Annotated in this window: 13 protein-coding genes; 8 read left to right on the top strand and 5 right to left on the bottom strand. The window is 73.1% G+C overall.

Annotation, left to right across the window (positions count from 1 at the left end):
• Positions 1-117: 117 nt before the first annotated feature.
• Together DEJ46_RS20205 and DEJ46_RS20200 are read left to right on the top strand one after the other, a co-directional pair.
• A complete protein-coding gene (locus DEJ46_RS20205; protein WP_150268370.1) occupies positions 118-618 on the top strand; it encodes a pyridoxamine 5'-phosphate oxidase family protein in 501 nt (166 codons plus the stop codon).
• Between the two features lie 15 nt (positions 619-633).
• Positions 634-1,650 carry a phosphotransferase gene (locus DEJ46_RS20200; protein WP_150268368.1) on the top strand — a complete coding sequence of 339 codons (1,017 nt, stop codon included), beginning with the start codon at positions 634-636 and terminating at the stop codon, positions 1,648-1,650.
• A gap of 52 nt (positions 1,651-1,702) precedes the next feature.
• On the opposite strand, the gene DEJ46_RS20195 is transcribed toward DEJ46_RS20200, so the two are convergent.
• Positions 1,703-3,340 carry a protein kinase domain-containing protein gene (locus tag DEJ46_RS20195; RefSeq protein WP_150268366.1) on the bottom strand — a complete coding sequence of 546 codons (1,638 nt, stop codon included), beginning with the start codon at positions 3,338-3,340 and terminating at the stop codon, positions 1,703-1,705.
• A gap of 278 nt (positions 3,341-3,618) precedes the next feature.
• On the opposite strand from DEJ46_RS20195, the gene DEJ46_RS20190 reads away from it, so the two are divergent.
• The 6 genes from DEJ46_RS20190 to DEJ46_RS20165 all read left to right on the top strand — a co-directional run bounded on the left by DEJ46_RS20190 (position 3,619) and on the right by DEJ46_RS20165 (position 11,459).
• Positions 3,619-5,274: a protein kinase domain-containing protein gene (locus DEJ46_RS20190; RefSeq protein WP_150268364.1), complete on the top strand. Its 1,656-nt coding sequence runs from the start codon at positions 3,619-3,621 to the stop codon at positions 5,272-5,274.
• A gap of 222 nt (positions 5,275-5,496) precedes the next feature.
• Positions 5,497-6,312 (top strand): hypothetical protein, encoded by an 816-nt coding sequence (locus tag DEJ46_RS20185; protein WP_150268362.1) that lies wholly within the window; start codon positions 5,497-5,499, stop codon positions 6,310-6,312.
• A 95-nt stretch (positions 6,313-6,407) separates the two neighbouring features.
• Positions 6,408-7,103 (top strand): PadR family transcriptional regulator, encoded by a 696-nt coding sequence (locus tag DEJ46_RS20180; RefSeq protein WP_150268360.1) that lies wholly within the window; start codon positions 6,408-6,410, stop codon positions 7,101-7,103.
• Positions 7,104-7,202: 99 nt separating this feature from the next.
• Entirely contained in the window at positions 7,203-7,937 is a 735-nt protein-coding gene (locus DEJ46_RS20175) for an ABC transporter ATP-binding protein (RefSeq protein WP_150268358.1), read from the top strand.
• Positions 7,934-10,804 carry an ABC transporter permease gene (locus DEJ46_RS20170; protein ID WP_150268356.1) on the top strand — a complete coding sequence of 957 codons (2,871 nt, stop codon included), beginning with the start codon at positions 7,934-7,936 and terminating at the stop codon, positions 10,802-10,804. Before DEJ46_RS20175 ends, DEJ46_RS20170 begins: the two co-directional genes overlap by 4 nt.
• Before the next feature lie 106 nt (positions 10,805-10,910).
• Entirely contained in the window at positions 10,911-11,459 is a 549-nt protein-coding gene (locus DEJ46_RS20165) for a bacterial proteasome activator family protein (protein ID WP_150268354.1), read from the top strand.
• A 173-nt stretch (positions 11,460-11,632) separates the two neighbouring features.
• Here DEJ46_RS20165 and DEJ46_RS20160 read toward each other — a convergent pair whose 3' ends face one another.
• The 4 genes from DEJ46_RS20160 to DEJ46_RS20145 form a co-directional block, all read right to left on the bottom strand.
• Complete coding sequence (locus tag DEJ46_RS20160) at positions 11,633-12,619, bottom strand: NAD(P)H-quinone oxidoreductase (protein WP_150268353.1); 987 nt, start codon at positions 12,617-12,619, stop codon at positions 11,633-11,635.
• A 94-nt stretch (positions 12,620-12,713) separates the two neighbouring features.
• Positions 12,714-13,775: a potassium channel family protein gene (locus tag DEJ46_RS20155; RefSeq protein ID WP_223835483.1), complete on the bottom strand. Its 1,062-nt coding sequence runs from the start codon at positions 13,773-13,775 to the stop codon at positions 12,714-12,716.
• Between the two features lie 20 nt (positions 13,776-13,795).
• The gene (locus tag DEJ46_RS20150) at positions 13,796-15,124 is read right to left on the bottom strand and encodes a molybdopterin molybdotransferase MoeA (RefSeq protein ID WP_150268350.1); all 1,329 of its coding nucleotides are present in this window, start codon (positions 15,122-15,124) and stop codon (positions 13,796-13,798) included.
• Positions 15,124-15,981 carry an NTP transferase domain-containing protein gene (locus tag DEJ46_RS20145; protein ID WP_150268348.1) on the bottom strand — a complete coding sequence of 286 codons (858 nt, stop codon included), beginning with the start codon at positions 15,979-15,981 and terminating at the stop codon, positions 15,124-15,126. The genes DEJ46_RS20150 and DEJ46_RS20145 overlap by 1 nt, the downstream gene beginning before the upstream one ends.
• Positions 15,982-16,054: the final 73 nt, after the last annotated feature.

Raw genomic sequence — 16,054 nt, 5'->3', positions numbered from 1 at the left:
GCCTCACCCGTACGGAGCAGCCCGGGGCCCATGGCCCGGATTCGGGACCTACGTCCCCGTGAAGGCGGGGCAGGGGCCCCTTTTCCGACACGTTGCCGGTGGCGGAGAGTGGTAGCCATGTCCACCGAGGAGATCCGCGCCATCGAGTTGCTCGGCCGAGTGTCGTACGGCCGGGTGGCGACGAGCATGCGGGCGATGCCGTTCGTCGCGCCCGCCCGGCACATCGTGACCGAGGGACGGGTCCTGCTGCGGATGCACCGGGGGCTCGGCTACCACCGGGCCTGCAACGGCAGCGTCGTCGCGTACGGAGCGGACAACTTCAACTCGGGGTCCGAGCAGATCTGGTCCGTGCAGTTCACGGGCACGGCGGAGATCGTGGAGCCCACCGAGGAGCAGCTCGCGGCGTTCGGGCCCGAGCCCAGGACCGTGGACGACGAGCCCTTCGAACCGGTCTTCATGCGGATCGAACCGCAGTTCGTGACCGTGCACGAGCTCGACTACTCCGCCGGGCACCCCGCCGGTCCGGCCGACCGCCCCGTCGGGCTGCACTCCACGGACCACGCCCCGGAGCATCCCGGGGAGCGTTCCCTTGGGCGACACCTCCACCACGTAGCGTGATCTAACATCTGCGGAGTGCCGCGCTCATCTGCAACCCTCACTCCGCCCGTCGGCGTCCTCCTCCGCCGCTACGCGGCCGCGGGCGAGCCCCTCTCCTGCGAACCCGTGACCCAGGGCCTGCTCAACCGCGGTTACCGCCTCTCCACCACGCGCGGCGCCTACTTCCTGAAGCAGCACCTGGACGCCCCCACCGCCGACCGCGCCACCATCGTCCGGCAGCACCGCGCCACCCAGCGCCTGCACGACCTGGGCCTCCCGGTGGCCCCGCCGCTCGCCGACAGCCGGGGCCGTACGGTCGCGGTCGTCGACGGCCTCTGCTACGCCCTGCACCCGTGGATCGACGGCCGGCACCGCGACGGCGCCCAGCTCTCCACCGGCTGCTCCCGCCGCCTCGGCGCCCTCCTGGGGCGCGTCCACACCTGTCTGGAGCGCGTCATGGAGTCCCCGCCGCCGGGGGACGACCACCAGAGCGCCCGCCCGGAGGACACCTTCCGCGCCATCGAGGAGCTGATCCGCCTCGCCCGCGCGCACCGGCCCCACGACAGCTTCGACGCGCTCGCCGAGCACCGGCTGAGGGAGCGCCGCAGGCTGCTCGCCCAGCACGCCCACCACCGGCCGCCGCCGGCCGCCGCGTCCGGCTGGGTGCACGGCGACTTCCACCCGCTGAACCTGCTCTACCGGGGTGCGGAGCCCGCCGCGATCGTCGACTGGGACCGCCTCGGGGTCCGTCCGCGGGCCGAGGAGGCGGTCAGGGCGGCCGCCATCTTCTTCGTGACGCCCGGGGGCGAGCTGGCCCTGGAGAAGGTGCGGGCGTACGCGCGCGCCTACCGGCGGGCGACGGGCGCCGACGGCGCCGAGCTGGCCGCGGCGGCGCACCGGGTGTGGTGGGAGCGGCTCAACGACTTCTGGACGCTGCGCTGGCGCTACCAGCTGCACGACCGAAGGGCCGACCCGCAGTTTCCCGCGGTGTCGGCCCTGGCGGTCTGGTGGACCCGTGAGTACGACGCCGTGCGCGACGCCTTCGCCGGCTGATCGCCCGGATGGTTCGCCGGCTCTCCGTCGGCTGATCCGCCGCTGTGGCTCGTCAGCCTGTGGCGGTGGAACCGCCCGGCGGCGGGGTGTCGCCGCCGCCGTCGTCACCGGTGGGCTCTCCGGTCGGGTCGACCGGCGGCTCCTCCGGGGTGGTCGCCGGGTCCGTCGGCGTCTCGCTCGTCGGGTCCGTCGTCGGCGGCTCCGACGTCGGCGGCTCCGACGTGGGGGGCTCCGTCGTCGGCTCCATCGTGTGCGTGGGTTCCTGGGTCTGCGGAGGCGTGTACGGAGGCGTGTACGGCCTCTGCGTGGTGCCCCCGGTCGACGTGTCCGGGTCCCGTGTCTGCTCCTCGGTGGAGGGCTCCTCGGAGGGCGTGGGCTCCTCGGACGCGGTCGACGGCGACTGGGAGACCGTCGTCGGCGGGGTCACCACCTCGCCGCCCTTGCCGTCGCCGGCCTTGTCGATGGCGTACACGACACCCGCGACGACCGCGACCAGCGCGAGCGCCATGAAGAGGATCAGCTTGCCGCGGCCCCGGCCTCCGCCGTTCGAGCCGTACGCCCCGTCCTGGCCGTAGCCGCCGGTGCCGCCCGTCCCGCCGTCGTAGCCGCCGTACGCGCCGACGCCCCCGTCGTCCGGGTTCATCTGCGGCAGGATCCGGCCCTGAGCGGTCTCCCCGTGCATCGGGTGACCCATCGCGGCCGTCGCCGCCATGCCGCCGACCGGCGTGTGCCCGCCGTCGTGCATGTCGACGGGACCCGTGTTCCACGTACCGGTGTGGCCGCCCTGCTGCTGGAGCATCTGCAGGCTGTACTGGATCAGCCCGCGCATCTCCTCGGCGCTCTGGAACCGGTCGTCCGGCTCCTTCGCGAGGGAGCGCATCACGAGGCCGTCGAGCTCCGGCGGCACACCGTGCGACACCTCGGACGGCGGGACGGGCGCGTCCTGCACGTGCTGGTAGACGACGGAGAGCGGCGTCTCACCCGTGAAGGGGGGCCGCAGCGCGAGCAGTTCGTAGAGCAGACAGCCCGTCGCGTACAGGTCGGAGCGGTGGTCGACGGCCTTGCCGAGCGCCTGCTCCGGGGAGAGGTACTGCGGGGTGCCCATGACCATGCCGGTCTGCGTCATCGTCGACTGCGCGCCGTGCAGGGCACGGGCGATGCCGAAGTCCATGACCTTCACCGCACCGCTGTGGGTGATGATGACGTTCGCCGGCTTGATGTCGCGGTGCACGATGCCGTGCTGGTGCGAATAGGCCAGCGCCTCCAGGACGCCCGAGACGATGATGAGCGCCTGCTCGGGGCCCGGCGCGTCCGCGCTGATCAGCAGGTCGCGGATGGTGCGGCCCTCGACCAGCTCCATCACGATGTACGGCACGGGCCGCCCGCCGACGAGGTCCTCGCCGGAGTCGTACACGGCGACGATCGCATGGTGGTTGAGCCCCGCGACCGACTGCGCCTCACGCGTGAAGCGCGCCTTGGAGACCGGGTCCTCGGCGAGATCGGCGCGAAGGAGCTTCACCGCCACCGTCCGCCCGAGGCGTACGTCCTCCGCGGCGAACACCTCGGCCATGCCGCCGCGGCCCAGACGGTGCGTCAGCCGGTACCGGCCGTCGCCGACGACACCGCCGACGCCCCACGACTCTGCTGCCGCGTCCGGCACACCGCCACCTGATCCGGATTCGGGTGCCATCAGTCCTCGCCGTCGTCTGTCGTGCCGTGTCCAGTCGTCACGCTACAGGCTCCGTACGACATCACGGTCCGCGATTGACCGGCCATCCAACCCCGTCCACGTACACCTGTGCAAATTCGACGGGTTTCCCCGGACACTTCGGGAACGCTGCGAGGACGCGTTCTGTGCGGAGGGTCACGGAACGGGCACGCGGCTTGACGTGTCGGTGCCCTGGGGCAGACTTGGCCAGGAAATTCCGGAATTCGACGCCGCCGCGCGCGCGTAGGGGGAAGCAACAGATGAGCCAGGACGGCGCACAGGGCCGCTATGCGGGCGGTTCGGTCGCGAACGGCCGGTACCAGCTGCGTGACCTCCTCGGCGAGGGCGGCATGGCGTCGGTGTACCTGGCCTACGACAGCGCCCTCGACCGACAGGTCGCGATCAAGACACTGCACACGGAGCTCGGCCGCGAGCAGTCGTTCCGCGAGCGGTTCCGGCGCGAGGCGCAGGCCGTGGCGAAGCTCTCGCACACGAACATCGTCTCGGTCTTCGACACCGGCGAGGACACCCTCGACGGCGCCGTCATGCCGTACATCGTCATGGAGTACGTGGAGGGGCAGCCGCTCGGCTCGGTCCTCGCCTCCGACATCCAGCAGTACGGCGCGATGCCCGCCGACAAGGCCCTCAAGGTCACGGCCGACGTGCTGGCGGCCCTGGAGGTCAGCCACGAGATGGGCCTGGTCCACCGGGACATCAAGCCGGGCAACGTGATGCAGACCAAGCGCGGCGTGGTCAAGGTCATGGACTTCGGCATCGCGCGGGCCATGCAGTCCGGGGTCACCTCGATGACGCAGACCGGCATGGTCGTCGGCACCCCCCAGTACCTCTCCCCCGAGCAGGCCCTCGGCCGCGCGGTGGACGCCCGCTCCGACCTCTACTCGGTCGGCATCATGCTCTTCCAGCTACTGACGGGCCGTCTCCCCTTCGACGCCGACTCGCCGCTGGCCATCGCCTACGCGCATGTGCAGGAGGAGCCGGTCGCCCCGTCCTCCGTCAACCGTTCGGTGACGCCGGCGATGGACGCGCTCGTCGCCCGGGCTCTGCGGAAGAACCCGAACGAGCGGTTCCCGAGCGCCGCGGTCATGCGCGACGAGTGCCTGCGGGTGCTCTCGGCGGGTCAGACCGGTGCCCCGGTGATCGTCCAGGGCGGTCCGGTCAGCAGCGGCGCGGGCGTCGGCTCGGCGGTCTTCCCGCCGGTCGGCCAGACCCCGCCGCCGACCCCGCAGCCCGGCCCCCACGGCGTACAGCAGCCGTACCTGCCGCCGACGCCGCAGCCCGGCCCGTACGGTCCCGCGACGCCCGCGCCCGGCCCGGCCTACGGATACCCGCAACAGGCCCCGGCGCCGGCCTACCAGACGCCCGCCCCGTCGCCGTACGCCCCGGGCCCGATGCACACGCCGGCACCCATGCCGACGCCCGCTCCCGTGGCGACGGGCGGCGGCTCCCGCCGGAACACCCCGGTGCTCGTGGGCGCGGTCGTCGCCGCCCTCCTCGCCGTCGGCGGCCTGATCTTCGTGCTCGACAAGGACAACGAGGCGGACCCGCAGGCGGGCGGCACGGGCGGCACGAGCACGGAGCAGCCCCAGACCGTGACCCCCGGCCACAAGGGTCCCGACCTGACCAAGACGATCGACATGAAGAAGTGCACGCAGCCTTCGGAGTCGAGCGACGACCCCAGCAAGTTCGAGGTCCCGAACTTCACCTACAAGAACATCCAGTCGGTGAAGGACTGCATCCGGGCGGCAGGCTGGAAGGTCATGACCCAGACCCCGGTGGACGAGGCCACGTACGGCGAGGGAACGGTCCTGGAGCAGTACCCGCCGGCCGGTGTGGACATCTCCGACACGGACGCCGAGTTCACCCTCAAGGTCTCGACGGGCAACCCGCCCCAGTAGTAACGGAGCGGGCAGGCGCTGTGGTACCGAGGCGGGCAGGCGTCGTAGTACCGGGACCGGCAGGCGTCGTAGTACCGGGGCCAGCAGGGGCCCGTAATACCGAGGCGGGCGGGAACTCCCGCCCGCCCTTACGCCTGCCACCCCCTCCCGGATGCCGGAAGTGTCCCGGCATGTGACGCTGAGTCGACACCTCGGCGGCTCGGTACGGGAGGGGGTCACCCGGTGACTCCAGCACTCCGCAGGGCACGGGCGCGGGCCCTCGGCCCCGCGCTCACCTGCACGTTCGCCTGCGCGTTCGCCCTGTCCGCCGCGCCCCTCGGGCACACGGCGGAAACCCCCGCCGGTCCACGGACGGTCGCGCCGACCACATCCCCCGCGCCGCCCCCGCCGACCACCCCGGCCGGGCCCTCCGCGCCGCCCACCACGGCGACGGCTTCTTCTGCCACGACGCCTTCCGGCTCCCCGCCCACCCCGTCCTCTCCTGCTGCCGGGACCGGGACGGGTACCGGCAGCGGGTCCGGGTCCGGGTCCGGGCCGGCCTCACCCGGGCGCACCGGCGGCCCGGGCACCCCTGGCACACCCGCCCCGCCGGCACCCGCGCCGACCGGTACCGCCTCGCCCTCCTCCACCGCCCCGAGCGCCGCTCCCACCGACGCCCCCGCCCCCAGCGGCTCCGCCTCCCTGGCGGGCCGCCCGGCCGGAGAGGGCCGCCCGCGGCCCGGGCGCACCGAGACGGCCACCGTCCCGCCGAGCGCCACCGCCCCTTCCCCCGGCCCGTCTCGTACCAAGACGGCAACAGACTCCGGCTCGTACGAGGCCTCCGAGGAGGTCGTCGAGGAGGACGAGGCGGTACGCGAGGAGGACGAGGTACTCACCGAGATGGCGCCCGCGACCCGGCCCGCCGCCGCTCCCCACATGGCGTCCGAGGCCTCTCCTCCCCTCGTCGACCAGCGGATTCCCGTCCTCACCCTGGGGGTGGGGCTGGCTCTGATGGGGCTCGGGATCGGCTTCCTGGGGCTCCGCATGCGCCGCCGCTGAGCCGCGGCGCCCGCCCCGGTCCCCCTTGAGACGGACCTTCCCCTTCCGTCTCAGGGCGGTTGTGGGTCTCGGCATACTCGGTATACATACTGAGTATGTCGATCCGCCACGGGCTCCTCGCCCTCCTCGAACGCGGCCCTCGGTACGGTTCCCAGCTCCGTACGGAGTTCGAGTCCCGCACGGGCTCCACCTGGCCGCTCAACGTCGGCCAGGTCTACACGACCCTGAGCCGGCTGGAGCGCGACGGCATGGTCGCGCAGGGGGGCAGGGACGAGGCGGGGCACGAGCTCTACGCGATCACCGACGCCGGCCTCACCGAGCTCAGGACCTGGTTCGAGAAGCCCGTGGACCGCACCAGCCCCGCCCGAGACGAGCTGGCCATCAAGCTCGCCATGGCGGTGGGCGCGCCCTGCGTCGACATCCGTGACGTCATCCAGTCCCAGCGCCGGCACACCGTGAAGGCGATGCAGGACTACACCCGGCTCAAGGCCCAGGCGCTCGTCGCCGTCGAGAGCGGGGGCGCGCGGGAAAGGGACGACGTGGCCTGGCTGCTCGTCCTGGAGCAGCTGATCTTCCAGACCGAGGCCGAGGCGCGCTGGCTGGACCACTGCGAGGCCCGGCTGATCCGCCTCTCCGCACTCGCCCCGAGGACGGACCCGGCCTCTCCGCCGACTCCGCCGACCTCTCCGCCGGCATCTCCGGCGTCCGCGACGGCTCCGGCGGCTCCGGCTGTCGCTGCGGCCGCGACCGACCCGACCGACCTGACCACCGGTACGCCCGGGGCGCGCTGACCGCACTCTCGCGCGCACCGCCCGTACCGCTTCCGCACCACCTTCCACCGCTCGATCCGTACCGGCCTCCCGCCGCGTACGCCCAAGGGGGACCCCTCCATGTCCACACAGCAGCCCGTGCTGCAGCTCCAGAACCTGACCCGCGTCCACGGCTCGGGCGCCACCGAGGTGCACGCCCTGCGGGGGATCGACCTCGCCGTGTACCCCGGCGAACTCGTCGCCGTCATGGGCCCGTCCGGCTCCGGCAAGTCCACGCTCCTCACCATCGCGGGCGGCCTGGACACCCCGACCTCGGGCCATGTGATCGTCGAGAACACCGACATCACCACCGCGAGCGTCAAGGAGCTCGCCGCCCTGCGCCGCCGCAGCATCGGGTACGTCTTCCAGGACTACAACCTCATCCCGGCGCTCACCGCCGCCGAGAACGTGGCCCTGCCCCGTGAGCTCGACGGCACCTCCGCCCGCAAGGCCCGCGTCGAGGCCGTGGCCGCCCTGGAGGAGATGGGGCTCGGTCACCTCGCCGAGCGCTTCCCCGACGAGATGTCCGGCGGCCAGCAGCAGCGTGTGGCCATCGCGCGCGCCCTCGTGGGCGACCGCCGTCTCGTCCTCGCCGACGAGCCGACCGGCGCGCTCGACTCCGAGACCGGCGAGTCCGTGCTCGCCCTCCTGCGGTCCCGCTGCGACGCGGGCGCCGCCGGTGTCCTGGTCACCCACGAGCCGCGGTTCGCCGCCTGGGCCGACCGCGTCGTGTTCCTGCGGGACGGCGCGATCGTCGACCAGACCGTGCGCAGCGAGGCGGACTCCCTCCTCTCGGGCCAGGTGGCGGAGGCGTGAAGACCTGGTTCCACTCCTGGCGGGCCGCGATCCGCATCGCCCGCCGCGACGCCTGGCGCTCCAAGGGCCGCAGCGCTCTCGTCCTCGCGATGATCGCCCTGCCCATCCTGGGCGTCAGCGCCCTCGATCTGACCTACCGCAGCTCCGAACTGTCCCCCGCGGAGCGGGTGGAGAGGTCGATGGGCACGGCCGACGCGATATTCAGGGACGCCCAGGTCGAGGGCGTCCCGATCTTCCAGGACCCGCCGGGCGAGATGCACACGCCGGTCAAGGAGTACAAGGATCAGCCGTGGCCGGACGGCCCGACCGACGTCACCAAGGCGATCCCGGCGGGTTCCACGGTTCTCACGGACCGCTCCGGGACGGCCAAGCTGACCACGGCCCACGGTCTGCTCTCGGCCGACGTCCGTGAGCTGAAGGCGTCCGACCCGGTCGCCCGCGGCATCATGACCCTCCTCACGGGGCGTTTCCCGGAGAAGGCCGACGAGGTCATGGCGACCTCGCACTTCCTGGAGTCCAGCGGTCTGTCGGTCGGCTCGACCCTTTCCGCCCGCAACTTCGACCGTACGTATCGGATCGTCGGCTCCTACGAACTTCCCGACGCGCTCGCCGTCGACCAGGTCAACGCCCTGCCGGGCGCCTTCCTCACCTCGTATGCGAAGGCGGTCGAGAAGTCCGGTCTGTCCGCCCCCGGCATCTCCACCGACTATCTGGTGAAGAAGTCCGGTGGTTTCACGTGGAACACGGTCCAGCAGATCAACACCAAGGGTGTGGTCGTCACCTCGCGTGCCGTCATGCTCGACCCGCCGGCCGATTCCGCGGTGCCGCTGTACTCGAAGGAGAACTGGGGCTCGTACGACTCCAGCCCGGCGGCCGACGCCGCCGCGCTCGCCGCGGTCGGCACCGTCGTCGGCCTGGCGATGCTGGAGATCTGCCTCCTCGCCGGACCCGCGTTCGCGGTCGGCGCCCGCCGCTCGCGCCGCCAGCTCGGTCTGGTGGGGGCCAACGGCGGTGCCCGCAGCCACATTCGGGCCATCGTCCTGAGCGGCGGTCTCGTCATCGGTGTCGCCGCGGCCGTCGTCGGCACCGTCCTCGCCGTGATCCTCACGCTGGCGCTGCAGCCGGTCCTCGAGGACACCATGAACCAGCGGTTCGGCGCCTTCGACATCCGGCCGCTCGAACTGCTCGGCATCGCGCTGCTCGCGGTCCTGACCGGTCTGCTCTCCGCCATCGTCCCGGCGATCACCGCTTCCCGGCAGACCGTCCTCGCCTCCCTCACGGGTCGGCGCGGGGTCCGTCGCAGCAGCCGCGTCCTGCCCCTGATCGGCCTCGCGGCCATCCTCGTCGGCGCCGCCATCGCGCTCTTCGGGTCGCTCGCGACCGAGTCGTTCGTCATCGTCGCGGGCGGTTCCGCCATCGCCGAGCTCGGCGTCGTCGCCATGACCCCGGCCCTGGTGGGGCTCTTCGGCCGGACCGGCCGCTGGCTGCCGCTCTCGCCGCGGCTCGCGCTGCGGGACGCCGTCCGGAACCGGGGACGTACGGCACCTGCTGTCGCCGCCGTCCTCGCCGCCGTCGCGGGCACGGTCGCCGTCTCCACCTTCATGGCCAGCAGCGAGGCGCAGCAGAGGGCCGGGTACGAGGCCCGCCTGCCGCACGGAGCCGTCTCCGCCTTCGTCCTGGAGGAGGGTGGCCGGGACGTTCCCGCGGTCCGCGAAGCGGTCCAGCGCTACCTCCCCGTCGACGTGCGTGCCGACGTCGAGCGGGTCTCGGTCGGCAAGCCGGGCTGCCGCCCCTGGGACGGCGGCGAGGGCTGCGGCCGCTACGAGGTCGTACTCCCTCCGGCGAACGAGTGCCCGCTGTACGCCATGGCTCCGGCCGGCGGCGGCGACCCCAGCGAGAGGTTCACTCCCGAGCAGCGACGGAAGATGATCACTGAGGACTGGCGGTGCGACCAGTCCTCCAGGGGTGGCTGGATGTCCGTCGACAGCGGTCTGCTCGTCGGTGACGCGAAGGTCCTCCAGGTCCTCGGCGTCGACGACCCGGGGGCCGCGAAGGCCCTCGCCGAAGGCAAGATCGTCACCTTCTCGCGGCCCGAGATCGACAAGAACGGCACCGTCGGCATCAAGCAGATCACCGACATGGCCGGTGCCGACAAGGCCGCCGAGAAGGGCCTGCCCGCGCCCGGGAAGGTCAGCTCCATCCCCGCCTACCTGGTGCCCAAGGGCCAGAAGTCCTACGGCGTCCAGTTCCTGATGTCCCCGGCCACCGCGAAGGCCGCCGGACTCTCCACCCTGCCGGCGGGCGCGTACTTCAGCACCGAGCGCGTGCCGGACACCGAGCAGCGCCAGAAGCTCGACGGCGAACTCGCCAAGCTCGGCGGCAGCGTCGAACTGCACGTGGAGGAGGGCTTCGTCAACGAGGACAGCCTCTTCCTGATCGCGCTGGCCGTCTTCGCGGGCCTCGTCACCATCGGCGCCGCCGGTATCGCCACCGGCCTCGCCCAGGCCGACGCCGAGGCCGACCTGAAGACGCTCGCGGCCGTCGGCGCCCCGCCCCGGGTCCGCCGTACGCTCAGCGGCTTCCAATGCGGTGTCGTCGCGGCGATGGGCGTGATCCTCGGATCGGCGGCCGGCGTCCTGCCCGCGGTGGGCCTCCGGCTCACCGAGGAGCGCGAGGCGCTCGCCTTCTACGAGCAGGCGATCCAGCAGGGCTGGGACAACGGCGGGTCGGGCCCGCCGTACGTGCCGATCGTCATCCCCTGGGAGACGCTCGGCGGACTCCTCGTCGCCGTACCGCTCGGCGCCGCGCTCCTCGCCGCCCTGGTGACCCGCTCGCGCGGCGCAGTGGCCCGGCGCGCGGCGACCTGACGGATCCCCGGCGGTTCGTTGCCTTCCTGTGCCCCTGTACGAGGGTGGATCACCCTCGTACAGGGGCACACCGTGTGGTGAGGCATGTGTGCGAGAGAATGGCGGCATGGAGATGCCGAGGAATGACAGGTCGCAGGAGAGCCCCCAGGTCCTCATCGTGGGACAGGACGGGACGGCGCTCGGCGGCGCTCAGGGTGACGACGAATCCCGCGAGGTCCCGGTGACGGAAATGGTCGAGCAGCCTGCGAAGGTCATGCGGATCGGCAGCATGATCAAGCAGCTCCTGGAGGAAGTACGGGCGGCTCCTCTCGACGAGGCGAGCCGCGTCAGGCTCAAGGACATCCACGCCAGCTCGGTGAAGGAGCTGGAAGACGGGCTCGCGCCCGAGCTTGTCGAGGAACTGGAGCGGCTCTCCCTGCCGTTCACGGACGAGGCGATCCCCTCCGAGGCGGAACTGCGCATCGCGCAGGCCCAGTTGGTGGGGTGGCTGGAAGGCCTCTTCCACGGCATCCAGACGGCACTGTTCGCCCAGCAGATGGCGGCCCGCGCCCAGTTGGAGCAGATGCGCCGGGCACTTCCGCCGGGTTCCTCGCACGACGATGACGACGACGACCGCGGCCACGGCCACGCGGTCCGCTCGGGGCCGTACCTGTAGTTCCCGAGACCACCGTACGGAGGAGGGGCCCGGCACACCTCGTGTGCCGGGCCCCTCCTCCGCGTGTACGCCGGGTCGGCCGCGGGGCGCGGGCAGCGTGCAGCGGGTCGGCCGCGGCCGGGGTCAGCCTCGGGGCGCGAGCAGCGTGTTGGCGGTCCGCCCGGGGCCGGGGATCAGCCTCGGGGCGCGAGCAGCAGCACCTTGCCGACGTTGTCGCCGGACTCCAGCACCCGGTGCGCCTCGGCAGCCTCCGGCATCGGCACCGTACGGTCGACGACCGGCCGGATGGTGCCCGCGCCGATCAGCGGCCAGACGTGCTCGCGGACGGCGGCGACGATCGCCGCCTTCTCCTGCGGCGGGCGGGAGCGCAGCGTCGTCGCCATGACCGCCGCGCGCTTGGCGAGCAGCGCCCCCAGGTTGATCTCGCCCTTCACTCCGCCCTGGAGACCGATGATCACCAGCCGGCCGCTGACGGCCAGGGCCTTCACGTTCCGCTCCAGGTACTTGGCGCCGACGATGTCCAGGATGACGTCCGCACCGGCCCCGTCCGTCGCCTTGTGCAGTTCCTCGACGAAGTCCTGCTCGCGGTAGTCGATGAGGACGTCCGCGCCCAGTTCGGCACAGCGGGCCAGCTTCGCGGGGCTTCCGGCCGTGACCGCCACCCGGGCGCCGACCGCCTTCGCGAGCTGGATCGCCATCGTGCCGATCCCGCTCGCTCCGCCGTGCACGAGCACCGTCTCGCCCGGACGCAGGTGGGCGATCATGAAGATGTTCGACCAGACGGTGCAGGCGACCTCGGGGAGCGCGGCGGCCGTGGCCAGGTCGACGCCCTCCGGCACCGGCAGGAGCTGACCGACCGGGACGACGACCTTCTCGGCGTATCCGCCGCCGACGAGCAGCGCGCACACCTCGTCACCGACCGCCCAGCCGGACACCCCGGGCCCGAGCGCGGAGATCCGCCCCGAGCACTCCAGGCCGGGGTAAGGAGAGCTGCCCGGCGGCGGGTCGTAGAAGCCCTGGCGCTGGAGCAGGTCGGCGCGGTTGACCGCGCTCGCCACCACCTCGACGAGGACCTCGCCCTCGCCGGGCACGGGATCGGGCACCTCGGCCCAGACGAGGGCCTCGGGACCGCCGGGTTCCGGAATCGTGATCGCATGCATGGCCGCGAGGCTACTCCGGCGGTCCACGCCCGACGCGGTCCGATCGGCGTGGCGTGGCCCCCGCCCGGGACGGCCTTGCTCGGCCGTTCCGGGTTCAGTCCTGCGGCGGCGTGGTGAGCGGGGTCACCGGCGCGGCGCGGACGATGGTGATCACCCGGTCGGTGGGCTGGAGCGGGCTGGCGGCCTTGTCGTCGTAGCTCAGCAGCCGGTGCCCGCGGAGCACGCTCACCACCAGGTCCTCGGTCTCCCGCACGCTCTTGCCCGCCTCGGCCTTGGTCACCGGACGCTCGACGAGGTCGAGGCCGGAGCCCTGCTGGATGAGGTCCTCCATCACCGTGCCGGCGCTGGGGCTCAGCACCGAGAGGCCGAGCAGCCGGCCGGCGGCGGAGGCGCTGGTGATGACCGCGTCCGCGCCGGACTGGCGCAGCAGCGGCGCGTTCTCCTCCTCGCGGACGGCGGCGACGATCTTCGCGCCCCGGTTGAGCTGGCGGGCGGTCAGGGTGACCAGGACGGCCGTGTCGTCGCGCTGGGTGGCGATGACGATCTGGCGGGCACGCTGCACCTCGGCCCGCAGCAGCACGTCGCTGCGCGTCGCGTCGCCGACGACGCCGACGAAGCCGTCCGCGTTCGCCGTCTCGATCACCTTGTTGGAGGGGTCGACGATGACGATCTGGTCCTTGCTGAGACCGGTCGCGCAGAGGGTCTGGATCGCGGACCGCCCCTTGGTGCCGAAGCCGACGATGACGGTGTGGTCACGCAAGGTGGACCTCCAGCGATTCAGTCGGAACTCCTCCCGGGTCCTCTCCGTGAGGACCTCGAGGGTGGTGCCGACCAGGATGATCAGGAACAGTACGCGTAGGGGCGTGACCAGCAGGATGTTGGCGAGCCGCGCGGTGTCGCTGTACGGGACGATGTCGCCGTATCCGGTGGTGGAGAGCGTCACGGTCGCGTAGTAGACGCAGTCGAGGAAGTCGAGCGTCTCGTTGGCGTTGTCGTGGTAGCCGTCGCGGTCGACGTAGACGATGAGCACCGTCAGGACCAGCACGCCGAGCGCCATGAGCAGCCGCTTGCCGACCTGGCGCAGCGGCCTCTCGACGACCCGGCGGGGCAGCCGGATCTGGGGACCCGCGATCCTCTCGTCCGCCTGGCGGGCCATCACGTCACGGCTGGGAAGTTTCACGTGAAACACACTCCTTCGGCCGGGGCGTCCCCCGCCGCCGTCGGCCAGGGAAGGCCGAGGATCTCCAATGCCTGGCCCGGTCGGGCACCATCCGGCGGTACGACGGCCAGGCCGTCGGCCGCGGCGATGCCACGGAGCATGGCCGGTCCGTTGTAGTGCAGCGGCACGGCCCGGCCGGCACGGCGCACGACCGGGACGAGCCGGGTGTCGTGGGGGTGTCCCTGGATCTCGTCCTGGACGGGGACACCGGGGGCGCTGTGCGGCTCCCGGGCACACCCCATGAGGGTGGCGAGCAGCGGCTCGGCGAGGGTGAGGAGCCCGGAGACCGCCGCGAGCGGGTTGCCGGGGAGCCCGACGAGATGGCGGGGTTCCTGGCCCGCGAGCCGGGCGAGAAGCATCGGGTGGCCGGGCCGGACCTTCACGCCGTCGACGAGGAGGGTGGCGCCCGCCGCGTCGAGCACCCGGTGCAGATGGTCGACGGGACCGGCGGCGGTCCCGCCGGTGGTGACGAGCAGGTCGGCGGTGGACGCGGTGACGGCCGCGTACAGCTCCTCGGCGTCGTCGCCGATCCGGCGGGTGGCGAGGACCTCGGCGCCGAGCGCCTCCAGCCAGGGTCCGAGCATCGGGCCGAGGGCGTCCCGGATGAGCCCCTCGTGGGGGAGTCCGGCCGTGAGCAGTTCGTCGCCGAGGACCAGGATCTCGACCCGGGGGCGGGGGAGGACGGGAAGCGTGTCGTAGCCGGCGGCCGCGGCGAGTCCGAGGACGGCGGGGGTCACGGCGGAGCCCGCGGGCAGCAGTCGGTCTCCGGTGCGGCACTCCTGGCCCCGGGGGCGGATGTCCTGCCGGGTCCGCACCTCGCGCAGGGCGTGCAGGAGCGGACCGGGCGCCGCACCGCCCCGCTCGGTGCGGGAGTGCTCGGTACGGATGACCGCGGTCGTCCCGGCCGGGACACGGGCTCCGGTGGCGATGCGTACGGCCTCGCCGTCGGCCAGGACGGCGGCGGGGGCGTGCCCGGCGAGGACGGCGCCCTCTTCACGGACCGTCCAGGGGCCCGTCCCCGCGACGGCCCAGCCGTCCATGGCGGAGGTGTCGAAGGAGGGCAGGTCGGTGAGGGCCAGGAGAGGCCCCGCGAGGACCCGGCCGAGCGCCGCACCGAGCGGCACGTCCAGCGGCCCCCGCGCGCCCTGGCCGGCGCGGGCGGCGGCGCCTGCTTCGGCGGCGGTCGTCCGGGCCGCGAGCCAGGGGGTGGCGCGGTGCGGCTCCTCGGCCGGCCGGGGCGGAGAAGCGGTGTCGGGGGCCACGAGGGCGGACTCCTTGAGCGACATCAAGCCTCGGCCTCGTCCTGTTCGGCGGCCCAGCGTTTGGCGAGCTCAGCCGCCTTGCGGGCCGCTTCGGCGACCGCCTCGGGGCCTGCCCCGGCGCCCGCGCTCGCCGCCGCGTAGCCGACCAGGAAGGTGGTCAGGGGCGCGGCAGGGCGCGCCACTCCGTGGGCGGCGTCACGGGCCAGGTCGAGCAACACGCCGGTGTCGACGTCCAGCTCGATGCCCAGTTCGTCCTTGACTGCGGTGATCCATTCGTCCAGCACGGTCCCATGCTCCCTGACGCGGGCCCGGGCCGCGACGATGTCCTCCCAGGTGTCGCAGTCGAAGGAGGCCAGGGGCCCGGCGGCGACCCTGGTGAGGCGGAGCCCCTCCGTGAGGTGCCGCAGCGGCGTGTGGGCCAGCCCGCCGGCGCCGTGCGTGAGGCGGGTCAGCTCGCGTACCAGCGGACCGGTCCGGTACGCGGCGACGAGCGGCTGGTCCCGGCCCTCTCCGTCGGTGAGGACGGCGGCCTCCGCTTCGGGTGCCCCGGCGAGCGACTCCAGGAGGCGCCCGACGATGTCCCGGTCGAGGAACGGCAGGTCGGCGGAGAAGACGAGGACGACCTCGGCCTCCGTCTCGCGGACCCCGGCGGCGACGGCGGGCACCGGGCCTCCGCCGGGCGGATCCTCCCTGGTCCAGCGGACGGGACGGACGGTCGGGCGGGGGTCTCCGACGACCACCATCCGGCCGGCGTCGGGGCAGGCCGCGAGCACCCTGTCGAGGAGCGTCCGGCCTCCTACCCGTACCCCGGGCTTGTCGGAGCCGCCGAGGCGCCTGGCGGCGCCCCCGGCGAGCACGACGGCGTCGTATGCGGTGGTCACCCCAGCAGTATGGGCCGCCGGGCACCGCGGACGTCCGGCCCGTCCCAAGAAGAGAGACGGGCCGGGCCGGAGC

Origin of the sequence: Streptomyces venezuelae (assembly GCF_008642375.1) — a bacterium.
In the GTDB taxonomy this organism is placed as follows: domain Bacteria; phylum Actinomycetota; class Actinomycetes; order Streptomycetales; family Streptomycetaceae; genus Streptomyces; species Streptomyces venezuelae_G.
Note: the sequence above shows the minus strand (reverse complement) of the source record. Positions and strands in the feature narration are given on the sequence as shown.